The sequence below is a fragment of the Vagococcus teuberi genome (assembly GCF_001870205.1).
Taxonomy (GTDB): Bacteria; Bacillota; Bacilli; order Lactobacillales; family Vagococcaceae; genus Vagococcus; species Vagococcus teuberi.
Window position 1 is genome coordinate 2,053,733 of sequence record NZ_CP017267.1, and the last position, 13,454, is coordinate 2,067,186.

Annotated in this window: 9 protein-coding genes and 2 pseudogenes; all 11 read right to left on the reverse strand. The window is 32.2% G+C overall.

The window, feature by feature from the left end; genetic code table 11:
* Positions 1 to 263: 263 nt before the first annotated feature.
* The 11 genes and pseudogenes from BHY08_RS09845 to BHY08_RS09885 all read right to left on the reverse strand — a co-directional run bounded on the left by BHY08_RS09845 (position 264) and on the right by BHY08_RS09885 (position 12,882).
* Positions 264 to 1,034 carry an IclR family transcriptional regulator gene (locus tag BHY08_RS09845; RefSeq protein WP_071457693.1) on the reverse strand — a complete coding sequence of 257 codons (771 nt, stop codon included), beginning with the start codon at positions 1,032 to 1,034 and terminating at the stop codon, positions 264 to 266.
* Positions 1,035 to 1,130: 96 nt separating this feature from the next.
* On the reverse strand, positions 1,131 to 2,003 hold the full coding sequence (gene pepI, locus BHY08_RS09850) for a proline iminopeptidase (protein WP_071457694.1): 873 nt from the start codon (positions 2,001 to 2,003) through the stop codon (positions 1,131 to 1,133).
* Between the two features lie 151 nt (positions 2,004 to 2,154).
* Positions 2,155 to 3,207, reverse strand: coding sequence for a VanZ family protein (locus BHY08_RS09855; protein WP_071457695.1), 1,053 nt, complete (start codon positions 3,205 to 3,207; stop codon positions 2,155 to 2,157).
* Positions 3,208 to 3,243: 36 nt separating this feature from the next.
* Positions 3,244 to 3,564: a PTS lactose/cellobiose transporter subunit IIA gene (locus BHY08_RS09860; protein WP_211267907.1), complete on the reverse strand. Its 321-nt coding sequence runs from the start codon at positions 3,562 to 3,564 to the stop codon at positions 3,244 to 3,246.
* 235 nt (positions 3,565 to 3,799) lie between these two features.
* Positions 3,800 to 4,760: pseudogene (locus BHY08_RS10850) on the reverse strand (IS30 family transposase).
* Between the two features lie 15 nt (positions 4,761 to 4,775).
* On the reverse strand, positions 4,776 to 6,290 hold the full coding sequence (locus BHY08_RS09865) for a BCCT family transporter (RefSeq protein WP_071457696.1): 1,515 nt from the start codon (positions 6,288 to 6,290) through the stop codon (positions 4,776 to 4,778).
* Between the two features lie 346 nt (positions 6,291 to 6,636).
* Positions 6,637 to 6,731 (reverse strand): annotated as a pseudogene (locus tag BHY08_RS11185) (IS6 family transposase); the annotation flags it as partial.
* Positions 6,732 to 7,127: 396 nt separating this feature from the next.
* The gene (locus BHY08_RS09870) at positions 7,128 to 8,651 is read right to left on the reverse strand and encodes an amino acid permease (protein WP_084657262.1); all 1,524 of its coding nucleotides are present in this window, start codon (positions 8,649 to 8,651) and stop codon (positions 7,128 to 7,130) included.
* A gap of 22 nt (positions 8,652 to 8,673) precedes the next feature.
* Entirely contained in the window at positions 8,674 to 10,077 is a 1,404-nt protein-coding gene (locus BHY08_RS09875) for a C69 family dipeptidase (protein ID WP_071457697.1), read from the reverse strand.
* 29 nt (positions 10,078 to 10,106) lie between these two features.
* On the reverse strand, positions 10,107 to 11,438 hold the full coding sequence (locus BHY08_RS09880) for a C1 family peptidase (RefSeq protein ID WP_071457698.1): 1,332 nt from the start codon (positions 11,436 to 11,438) through the stop codon (positions 10,107 to 10,109).
* Between the two features lie 25 nt (positions 11,439 to 11,463).
* On the reverse strand, positions 11,464 to 12,882 hold the full coding sequence (locus tag BHY08_RS09885) for an APC family permease (RefSeq protein WP_084657264.1): 1,419 nt from the start codon (positions 12,880 to 12,882) through the stop codon (positions 11,464 to 11,466).
* Between the last annotated feature and the right edge of the window lie 572 nt (positions 12,883 to 13,454).

Sequence of the window (13,454 nt, forward strand, 5' to 3'; positions counted from 1 at the left end):
TTTTTTCTCCTTTAATATATTTAGTTAAATTCTTATTTTAGTTTAAATTATAACTTAAAAGTCAATTTATAACAACTTTTTTAATATAATGTTAATAATCTTTGTTAATAGACAGTGATAATGCCCTAAGTAGGTCAAAAAACAAAAAACATTTGCGATACACTCAAACTGTATTTCCAACCAAAGGAAACAAGAAGAGTGATCACAAATGATTTTGTTTAGTTATTTTACTTAATTTTACAGTCAGTTTAATTTGTTTATATTTAATTCAAATTTTTTTCGATAGTATTTTTTGCCTCTAACATTTTATCAATCACAAAATTTCTAAATTCTTCATTTACTCTAAATTTTGGCATACTAACACTAAATGCTCCTTCAACCCGTCCTTGTTTAGTCATTATAGGCATAGCAATACAATAACAATCTTCTTCCATTTCCTCATCATCATAGGCAATATTTGTTTCTTTTATCTTCTGTAATTCTTTCTTCATCAAAAATTTGTTAGTAATAGTATTTTCTGTATAAGCTTGTAGCGGAACTGTTTTAAAGTAGTGCTCTAATTCTTCATCATTATATGCCGATAAAAACACTTTTCCCATTCCTGTCGAATAAAGAGGTTTTCTTGCTCCAACCTTAGATGACATATAAATCGACTTTTCCTTAGGTTCTAGTTTATCTATATAGATCAGTTCATTATTATTAGACATCCCTAAATGTATTGTTTCATCTACTTCTAACTGAAGTTTTTCTAAACTGGGCTCAGCTATGTTTTTTAACATCGAATTACTTGAATATACTTGACTATATTTTACTATGCTAGGACCTAGATAATATGTTTTACTTTTTTCATTTCGTGTTACATATCCAATAAGTATTAATGTATCCAATATTTTTAACGCGGTAGATGTTGTCAGGCCTGATAAGTCTGCAACCTGTTTTAGTGTAATATCGCCTGTTGTTTCTGCTAAGCAATCTAGTATTTTAGCCGCTTTAATCAATACTGTTCCATATGGTTTCAATTGATTGTCTTTCACGCTTTCACCTCATTATTTCTTAATAAGAAACGTAATATTCTTATTAGGAAATTCTACCATAGATTAATAAAAATAGGTAGTATCCTCTTAACCTGCTCACTTTTCAAGCCAACTAGCTAATATATTAATGTATTTATCTCGTTCTTCTACAAACGGCATATGTCGACTGTGTTGAAATAACTCCCAGGTTGCGTTTGGAATTTCATCATACATTGTCTTGGCAATCACAGGGGTACACAAGTCATCAGCCCCACTAATAATCAAGGCTGGTACCTTAATTTGATGCAACTGAGCGGTATAATCAAATGTTTTTAATGTTCCCATAGGAAAGAATTCATTTGGTCCCCACGCATACAGATAAGCTTGCTCTCCTCTGGTTTTTTGACGTCTAAGAGGTTCCGGAGATATTTTAGTTGGCATATCACCTGCATGTCGTTGCATAAATAGATCATTTGCTTTTAAATACTCTAGTTTTGAGAAATCATTGTTTGCTTCAGCATATGCTATAGCCTCTTGCTCTTTTTCATCCATTAATTTGATTAAACGATGTTGCTCTTGTTTCCATAATTCCGCAGACGATAAGGTACTCGATAAAATAATACTGTCTACACCACTAGGTTCTTTGTCACACATATATTTAATAAGCAACATCCCTCCCCATGACTGCCCAAGGATATGAACTCTTTCTAGACCTAAATATTCTCTTAATGTAATCAACTCATCTAGCCATGTTTTAGCTGTCCACAACTCTGGTTTATTAGGAATAGATGACAAACCACAACCTAATTGGTCGTACATGATTAGTTGTCGCCCATCATCTGCCAGTTCATCTAATAATTCAAAATAATTATGTGTCGACCCTGGTCCTCCATGTAACAATAATAAAGGGTTTTTTTCAGATGCTTCTCCGACAATTCGATAATATGTTTGATACTCTAAAAATGGCATGTATCCTTCTGTAACCTTCATTTTCTCTCCTACTTTCTCATGACTATTTATAAAGTATCATATCATTTACACACAACGAAACCTACCTCTTAATTTTAAAAGGTAGGTTCATATTTATTTTCTGATGAAAATTATTCTAGATAAGTGATTAAAAAATACAACGTCTTTTTTATTAATCCAATCTCTTATAATAATAAATAAAAAACTCGCCCACAAAATATACGATCAGTGAATACAATAGTTGGAATAGAATCATATAGATATTTTCTGAATAAAAATCATAAATACTTTGCCCCAAACGACTGACAAGTGACGGAGTAAAAATAAGAATAAAACGATAGATAAGCGACGTGATGGGTTTCTTTTCTGGCAAGCGTATTGTGAGTTTGATTATTTTCCCTCCTACAGTTGTCCCTTTCATCATAAAAGGCAGAACTACCATGAAAAGAAAACTTATCACTAATTTTATTGAATACATGTCACTTTCTCGAAAAATAAACGTTGATAACAGCGAGCCAATCATTTGAGAAACAGCCAATGTTAGGAGGACTTCAACTAGTTGAGACCCATATGATGCAATATGATCGGATGTGTAACTATCATCTTGTTTATGTAGTTGATCTCGACTCGGAACAAAGAATAATAATATTGGCGCAACAAAAAAGCCAATCATTCCTCCTAAAGTATTCATCATCAAATCATCCACATCAAATAAACGATATGGGTACTCATAGTATCCAAATAAAGCCGTTAACTGTGATACCTCAAAAAATAGTGTCGTACTAAATATAATTGGTAATGCGATGTACCATTTTTTCGCTTTCTTAAAAAAGAAACGTAAATATACCCCTAAAGGCAATAGTAACATGATATTAAATAACACTTGTAAAAAAGTAAAAGACTTCACTAACTTGATATATGTCCTAGGATTGTTTGCTTCAAATCCAGGTATGGTTGTAAAATCCTTTAAAAAATTAAATGGTTTTAACTGAATATATACATGATGCTTAAATTCTATATCGTGTCGATTTTTAGGTAGCGGTAAGCTTACTAGAAAAAAAGCGGTCAAACAATAATAGATAAAACTAAAAAATACTAGGTTACGCCAAAAGTTAAAATAACCATATTTTCGGTATTGATAAATCGTCCACGGAGCAGTCCCAATAAATGATATTACAGCAAAACAGATAATTGCCGTTGATAAGGGAACAGCGTATGATGGCATAATATTCCCTTCTTTCTAAAATTATAAATTTTTCTTTTACCTTCCATTAATCACTTTATATAAATCAACCATTTCTTTGGCTAAATCAGTAAAGGATATACTCGTCATCAAATGGTCTTGACTATGCACAGTAAGAAGTGTTACTTCTATTGGATCTCCTTGAGCTTCTTTAGTTAGCATCTCTGTTTGAGATTGATGCGCCTTTATCAAAGATTCTTTCGCCTCATTTAAACTTACTTCTGCTGCAGCAAAATCGTTTGTCTTTGCTGCCTGAATTGCTTCCATCGCATAACTTTTAGCATCTCCACTATGCATAATGAGTCCCATAATCATTTGCAGGTTTTTCTCATCCATCACACATCACCCATCCTTATGTCTATAGTCATCTATCGCTTAAAAAAGATATACATAACGCTGACCTAATTTTAGTTCACTTTCTTAGGATTTGTCAATAAAATAAAAGGTCAATAAATCGGTCTCCTTAACCTTTTAAACGGTCGTTAGACAGTTATTTTTTTTGCTCTATAATCTAAAGGACTGATGAATCAAAATTCGATTCATCAGCCCTTTTTAGTTTATTTTATTTCATTTGTTAAATTAAGCTAGACAAAATATCATTGTCTACATAACTCAAAAATACTTCCAATGGTGTTTTATAATTTAATGATTTTTTAGGAATATTATTTCTTTTAGATGCGATAGATTAGATAAAAGATTCCTCAACTTTGTTGAAATCCATTTTTTTAAGTAAGCCATCTTTACGTAATCACCCATTAGAGTATTCATTTAAACCACGTTGTGAGGGGTTCCTAGATCGGCAAAATAACTATCAATATCATTTAGATTGCTGATTGATTTCCAATTAGAAAATTCTTTACCACAATCGAATGTGATTGATTGAAATAGATGGTATAGAAATTTCTTAAACCAATTATTTGAACTATTTTCGATATCTATATCTATTGCTCGTCTGTCTATTGGTTTTAATGTAATAATCACTTTTGATAGTCTTTCAACGAGTGTGATAACAGCAATTTTATGATCTTTCCCAACAATTTTGCTGCCTTCAAGGTAACTAAATGCATTATTAAAGAGTTGATAGTTCTTATTACGTTGATGAAAGTTTCTTTTAAAAGCTTGTTTTCCTCTTTTTTCTTTATGCTCATTTGGCTCTCATTGGTAAAGAAGAGACATCAAAATCGTCTCTTTAAAATAAACGATAAAGAGTGCGAGCAGAACAAAAACTAGAAAACTCAGCACGTCCAACAATCACATCAGAGGCCAACCTTGCACCACTTTCTTTTGGATATATTCTTTTTCGTTATCAGGTAAACAGGTAGACCGTCTATCGCAATTTTTTTATTTGTTTGGTATCGTTGATAATAATCAAGAATAGATAACCCATTGTTTAATGCGTTATAAATATTGTAAATAGTCTATCCAGATTGTTTCAATTATTTAGCAGCAAATATTACTTTCTTATTTTGATAGTAATATGATTCTATTAAAGCGAGTACATCTGTAGTAAGATGTGTAAGCGCTAGTGTCTTCATCTTTTTAATGATGTCTTACTCTGAGATTCGATAATCCTTTGATATAGTTTTAAAGAACTGAACCATCATAAGAATAATAATAAAGATAAATGGAAACGAAGATAGCACTGATACAGCCTGTAATGTTTCAAGACCACCAGCATACAATAAGATAATCGCTATAGAAGACTGAACTATCCCCCACGATACTTTAACTCGTTTTGTTGGAACTAGCTCTCCTTCTGAACTGAACATTCCTAGAACATATGTTGCTGAATCAGCTGAAGTTATAAAGAATGATGATACTAATAACATTGCTAAACCAGTTAAAAGTTTTCCAAAACTACCATAATTTTCTAACATGGAAAACAGACCAATTTCAACACCTTTTTCTTGTATAACACTAAAAATCTCAATATTATTAAACATTTCTTGCCAAATAGCTGACCCACCAAAAATTGTGAACCATAAAAAAGCAAAAATTGTTGGAATAATTAAAACACCACCTATAAACTCTTTTATTGTTCTACCTTTAGAAATGCGTGCGATAAACGTGGATACATAAGGTGACCATGAAATCCACCATGACCAATAAAATAAAGTCCAACTATTTATCCATTCACGGCCACTTTCATCAAAAATAGACATATGAAAACTTAATACAGGCAATTCTTGAATGTAATTTCCAACGCTCTGAACGAATAGATCAAGTAAAAACGATGTTGGACCAATAAATAAAACTGCAAACATTAATAAACAAACAAAGACAACATTAGTATTACTTAGAATTTTCACACCTTTATCTAGCCCTGTCATAGCACTTGTTAAATATAGAATAGTTACAATTATGATTACGATAAATTGCACATAAAAAGTATTTGGTATACCTTTAAAAAGATAATTTAATCCACCTGATATTTGTTGAGCACCTAATCCAAGTGACGTTGCTACCCCAAAAACTGTAGCAATTATAGCAATTATATTGGTAACTGTAGTGACTTTTGGCCGATGTTTTTCTTTAAACAAGTAGATAACACTCTCACTTATTAATGCTGGTCGATCATGTCTAAATGTATTATAGGCAATAATTAATCCTAAAAAAGCATAAAGTGACCATGGTTGTAATCCCCAATGAAAAAACGTATAATTCATGGATAAACGAGCACTTTGAATTAAGTTGTCAGACTCCACGGCAGGCTCATATAAATGCATAATTGGCTCAGATACTCCCCAAAAAATAAGCCCTATACCCATTCCGGCACTAAAAAGCATAGCAATCCATGATACATAACTAAATTGAGGAATATCGCTTTCTTTTCCTAATTTAATATCTCCATATTTTGAAAACATTAGAAATACACATAAAATTATAAAAGATAGCATCAGTAATGTGTATAACCAGCCAAATTCATTTGATATAAATCTTTGTGCTACCATAGTTACTTCATTTAATGAAAATTTTCCCAACACAGATTGTGGTGTTACTCCCCATATAGTAAAAAATAAACAAACAACGATTGAAATGATGTATACTTTATATTTTTTCAACATCCAGCTTCTCCTCCATATAATCTTTCATAAACTTTAATCATAATAATTTCAAGTGCAGTGTATAGACTAATAAAATAGATTGTTTAAGCATTAAATTAATTATTTTATGAACACTCCTAACAGTTTTTATAAAGATGGTTTTTTGAAAATTATTATTAAAAAATAGCATAAAAGTTAGCTTGTAAACCTTTATTAATTAAATGTTACCATATAATATTAACTGAATAAAGACTCTTATTTTTAACTCTTTTGCTATAGCCTAGTACATTAGGTTCTGATACAAAGTTAAAAAATGAGACAGACTCAGCCCAATTTTATTTAATGGGCTATGTTGCTTTAAGCAGATTTCAATTTCATCCCACGGGAAAAGTCGAAGAGGTTAATTTCTCTTCGACTTTCTTTATATAGTACCGAAACAACCTCAATTCCATTAATCATTGTGTGCCTAACTCTAATGCTAGTTTTTTCATTATTATAATAGAAAAATCACGATAATTTAGGCTGTATAATTTCTTCATCCGCATCAATTGATTGGATATTTTCTGCTGCTTTAAACAAGCCATTAGTTGTCGCAGCTGTTTGGGCAACTTGATTTCCTCAGTTTGAATTGAAATCTTTCTTCATTTCATTGAGTCGTTCACTAGCAAATGACCTAGACATATAAAACACGCCATTCCTAAATTTATCTTTTTATTGGTACACTTATATATCACTCCTTTTGTATGTATATCTCGCGTTATTTTTGTGAATCTCTTACAACTTTTTTATGGTGAGTTAACTAAATTTTTGTACAAAATAATAACTGTTTACCTAAAAAGATAAACAGTTATTCCGTTATTATTTATTTGTTGTCTGGGTACTATCTTTTGCCATCTCTTTTTGTACGTCAGTTAACCAGCTATCTTTTTTCTTGTTATAGATGATTAACGGGATACTAAATAGAATACCAACAAAGATTAAAACAAAGATTAAGTTTTCAATCGTATTACTCATAAAGGTTAACGTTAAAGCAAACACGATAGTTACCATCAATAAACCTGCAAAAAAGAATCCAAGACCATTCCCTTTTTTACCTACACGGAAAGGATGTTCTGTATCGGGCGATTTTCTTCTCATCGCAATAAATCCCAAAGCCATTAATGTATAAGCTAGACAATAGATCATTGTGCCACTATTTGTGATAATAACGAATACTTTGTTAATTCCAGGGATGACAACGTATGCTCCTGACAAAATAGTAATCGCAATCGCTTGAACAAATAGTAAGGTATTTGATGAGTTAAATTTATTTGTTTTCCAGAATTTGAATTTTTCTGGGAAGTCCCCTTCCCTAGCACTTGCAGTGATTGTTTTTTGAGCACTGATAAACCATGTGGACATATTAGTCAATACACTCACAATAGAAAGTAAGCAGAAAATTTGAACAACAAAATATGGTAAACCTAAACGATCAGCAAACAATTGTAATGGCTGAGCCCCATTGTTTAATTGGATTTTACCTGCTGGGATAACATTTGCTACTAAAAATGAGTTTATCAATGAGAACAATGCTAATAAGATAAGGGATGTAATAACACCTTTAGCATATTGTTGAGATGGTTTTTTCAGACGAGTAATAAACACAGAAGACATCTCTATTCCTAAGAAGATAAAGATAATCCCACTAAAGTACATTCCAGAACCACTTGTGAAAGATTTAGGAACTAATTTTGACCATGAAAAGGTTCCTAATATACTATCTGGGTTTAAACCAATTTTTACAAAGGTAAATACACCAAGTATAAATAGCATCACAACAGGAATATACAAACCTAACCAAATACCGAATTTACCATTTACTTTTGCCATGTCGAATTTTAAATTCAACAGTGTCATACACCAAACTAATCCTAAAATAACTACCAATGTAAACATCGAATTCTCGATTAAACTTTCTTTTTTCAGTAATAACGCAACCATTGGTGCAAAACCAGTTCCTACTACAACCATGGAAGGAAACATCGCTGCCCAAATGAGCCAAGATGTTACAAATCCCCACTTAGGTCCCAGGGTGTTTTTAACCCAGAGCTCTGGACCCCCTTGACCAGGAAATGTGGTCCCAAACTCTCCAGACATTAAAGCAATTGGTAAAGCAAACCCAATCACAGCAATACCCATGAATAAAAACATGTTCCAGCCTGTTGCTGTCAGTGTTGAATAATATGGACCTGCTACAAGAGAGAATGTTAACCCAATAAATGTTGCTAATGTTATTTTTGATAAAGTACCTTTTTTACTTGCAGTGTTATTTCCTTGTGCATTAGTTGCTACCGGTTCAACACTTGAAGCAGTAGATGCCTTACTACCACTTTTGTTTTCCATAATACGTTCTCCTCTCTTATTTTTATACATCTTTGGTTATATCAAAGGTGAGTTTAGATAAGCCTAGCCCTTTCTTAACCAATTCGCCGATATGAGTCATCGCTAATTCGTTCATTTGGTCAATATTTTTATTATTTTGTTCCGTTAAGAACTCTTCGATATTTTTAATATTGCCATCTTTAACAGCTTTATCTGTTTCTAAGACAAGATGTTTTGCTAATGTTTTGGCAGCTGTTAAATAGTCAAAATTTACAGAAGATAATTTGTTGTAATCACGTTCCACTAATACAGCTAATGTGCGATACATCCAATAGGCTTGTTTAATATCATAGCTATCGGTTGTATCACGGTAGCTTTTTGGTGTATCTAAACTATTAGCGAAGAATGGCACATACGGATTAAAGGCAGTTGGTGCACTATTTAACCAAATGATGGCAGCGATTTCTTCAGGTACGTTGTTTCTGATTTCTAAAATATGAGATTCAGCCGTACGGTTCATAGAGATTGGTCTAAATACATTGCGATCGACATCACTCTCAGGATTAAATGGATCATAGATTGTTTCATCAAAGTGTGAACTTAGTACAGCAGCCACATCTTCAACTGTCAGTAAACGATTTGGTTTAAAGACAAATGGCATATCGCTACTTCTAGGATCTTCTACTTTATGACCTAAATAGTTTTGACCATACCACACACGGGCAGTATTATATTGTCTGTCTTCTTTTGTACTTGTTCCAAAAATATGGCGGAAATTAAATCCTTCATAATCTGGGTTTAATTGATACTCATCAACAAATTCACGAATTCCTTCAGAATACATAAAGTTTTCTGGGTCGTTAAAATTAATTTCTTCAATGATTGATTGGTTGGCAATCACAGCACAGCAATCATCTGGCACGCGTTGAGCAACCCAATGATGACCACATGGAATTTCCATATACCATACTTCATCTTTATCACTAAAAATGACACCATTTCCTTCATGAGAACCATGTTCTTTAATCAGTTGACCTAAATAAGTCACACCATCTCTTGCTGATTCAATATATGGTAAGACCATATTAAGTAATGAATCTTCACCTAAACCTGCTGGAGTTAATGGGTCAATGGCTAGAACATCTGTATTTGAGAAAATACTTTCTGTTGAACTCATGGCCACATTTTTTGAGTTAATTCCAGCTTCACCAAAAATACCAAGTTTACTTTCATCCAAAAATGGCACCATTGTATATTTCAATGATTTGTTTGGGTATTTTTCAGTAAATTTCGTCATATTACTTTTATAAGTACCACTCACATGAGCATCTTCAGCAACGGTAATAAAACGAACGGGTTGGATAGGTTCTTCAGAGTCACAGTTTCTAGCAATCAAAGTTGATCCTGTTCTAGAGGCTTTTTTTCCGACAACAACGGTTGTACACATACTATTTCCTTCTTTCTATTGATACACGCTTAAGCGATTGGGTTCATAGGGTTCCAAAACGGCAATTCCACTGGTTCTGTTACTAAGGCTTGTTTTAAGTCTTCTGTTAGATAGTCTTTTTTCACAACGACTTCAAAGACAAATTCATCCATCCATTTGTCATCCATCACGCAGTAACCTTGGTCACCGATTTTTTCTCCCCAACTATTTTCTACTTTCCATTTAGTTGGCATATCACCTACAAGATTTACGCCACCAATTACCATAGCATGTGTTGGTAAGCTTTCTTTGTAGTTGAAACGATCGCCTTTTGTCATTGAAAAGTCCATGTTGAATAACTCTTCAAATTTATATAAATCATGAGACATGATTCCTTTTTGACGGTCAAAATGTTTTAACACATCACAACCAAACCAAACTGGTTCACCAGCTTTTAATTGTTTAATTGTGGATTGTTTTAACTCATCCATTTTAATGTTTAGATAACGGTTTGGTGTACCGCCTACCATGTTTCCTGATAACGCCACTTCGTAAACTTTACCAAAAGGCATGTTTTCAGCTGGAACGTTGATTAATCCAACATAGTCCGTTACATCAATATCAATGTAGTCAGTGTAAAGTTGTTGTGGTGTTAGCCCTTGATAAGAAGTGTATTTTTTGTCTTTGTCTCTGAATGTAAAGTCAATTGTTTTTGGTGGAGTCCCTAAAGCAATTGATAGTAGTCTGTAAACTTCAGATAGACTTTTTTCGATGTAATCTTTAATAGTAGCTTCTGTCGCGTCATCTTTAACAAGTTGTCTTAACTCAACAGCATCACGTCTTAATTTACGATTTAACATCGTATTTAATTCAGCTGATGTGATACTACAGCTTGAGTCATTCATTTCATAAATTGGTACGACCCCATATTTTTCTACTAATGAGATGATTAAGTTCCAATCGCCACCATCTTGTTGTGGTGAGTTGATTAAAAATTGAACGTCGCGACTAGAAATAGGCTCGTTTGCTGTATTAAGAATATTTTGGTAGAAGTAATTCGCTTTTTCTAATTTGTCATAGAAAAATAAATAGTTTTGTGATAATTCAAAATTTTCAATATTATATTGTTTTTCTAATTGGAAACGAATGACGTTTAAACAAGCAAACATCCAGCAACGACCACTTTGATTTTGGTTTGTTACTTTATGTGAATCAATATCAATCGAAAAGTTAAAGTTCGCATCATCAATTGCACGAATATTTTCAGACGCTTTAAAAATACCGTTTGTTGTGGCAGCTGTTTGGGCGATTTCATTTGCTCTGTCACCTGCAAAAAGTTCTTGCATGTTATTAATTTGATCAAAAGTTAATTCGTTTGTCATAATAGAACACTCCATTCATTTATTTTTATTTTGTTGAAACATGTGTTGGTGCACTTTGAGTAGTCGTTGCGACTTTGTCAGCTAATTTTGTGGTTGCTTGAGCGACTTTACCTTTTGGTGCTTGTGGTGCTGATGGTGAATCTGGTTTATTTTTGATACTTGTGTAATACATGATCAATCCAACAACAAACACACCGACGATTAGTAATAAAACATCTAATCTAAAGTTAGTTAATAAATACATTGAGATAATCAACGCAATAATTGGAATAGTATCTCCTCCCTTTAAAGAGAAACCGTTATTTGGAAATTGTTTTGTATGTTTAAATTTAATCACGGCTAAAATTGATGGAACATATTGGATAAATGATGCTAAAACAATGGCCGCTACTAAGAAAATATAACTAAATGACACTAAGAAAATACTGATAATCATCGTAATAATGACCGCAATATAAGGTGCATCATTTTTATTTCTTTTACCAAAAGCTGAGGGTAAAAGGTTATGTTCTGTTGATAAAGATGCAGCTAAAACTGGTGTGTTAAATGATACGGCAAAAGCCACACCAAAAATTGAAATAATCATACCAATGACAATCAGTACATATGCCCAATGACCAATAGAAGCGTTTAGTGCTTGAGCAATAGGAATATCAAATTTTGCAATATTTGGTCCTAAGATACCAATCGCTATTGCTTGTACTAACACATAAATAATAGTCACACTAGACATAACGGCGATTAATGCTTTTGGAATATTTTTTTCTGGGTTGTTCATTTGTCCAGCTGCTACTGGGATAAATGAAAATCCAGTGAACATGTAAAATACGACACTAAATGCTTGACCAAAGTGACCAAAGAAGCTACCTGTTGTTTTAACACTTTCAGGAACAATAGGGGTAAAATATGCTGTTTTAATAAAGAACACACCGACGACAAGGAAAAATACCAAAGTAGCAATTTTAATAATTGAAGACACGCTGTTGATTTTTTTAACTATACTTGTACCAAACAGATTGATAATACTTAATAGAACTATCATACCAATTGGAAAAGCATATTTTGCAATTGGATTATCTAACACGGGATACATGCTTTTTAATGTTCGATGTAAGGCAACAGATTCTGCTGTAAATGTCAGACATCCTAAAAACCACGAAAATAATCCAATTTGAAACCCAGTAAATCTACCAAATGCGTTATACGAATAAAGCCATGCTGCTCCTGATCCTGAAAATCGACTTGATAAATCCGCATAACACAATGCAACCATACTTACTGTTAATGCTGCAGTAAGCAAAACCAGAATACTCATTACCCCAATATTTTTATAAATCTGTTGCGGTAATAAAAACGCTCCTGATCCGACAATTGCATTGATACCCAAAAAATAAATTGACGTAAACGTCAACTTTTTATTAGGTGTTGCTGTTTTCGCACTCATGACATATCATCTCTCCTCTTCATCCATTTTTCATGAATTCGTTTTTATATTGCTTGTGATTAAATCATAACTCTTTTTTTTTTTAAAACAATCTTTGATACATTAATAACAAAATCATCATATTAAATATTATTTTTAGATAAATTTAATACCTTTATGAATAAAAAGTAAATTATTTGTGGATTGTATTTCATTTATTAGTAATCAGCCTGTGAATGTTATGTTCTAAATAAGAATAGAATGCTTATTTTTTTGTCTTACTCATTCTTTATTCATCATTTCATCATATATATTTTTTTCATCAAAAAAATAACTAACTTATTTCAATATTTTGTATGAAAAGTCTTTTTATACACTAATTTCAGTATCATTAGATAATTAATTCATCATGACTTTATAAGCTACTCATTTTATTGCAAATAAATAGAAAAAAAGAGTGACTTATCATAATGATAAGCCACTATACCTATAATTTATCACTTCATTAGTTTTAGCCAATGAGGTTGTATCTATGCGATATCATCATAATTAGTCGATTATATCGTTCTTTCTTTATAGATTATAAAATAACC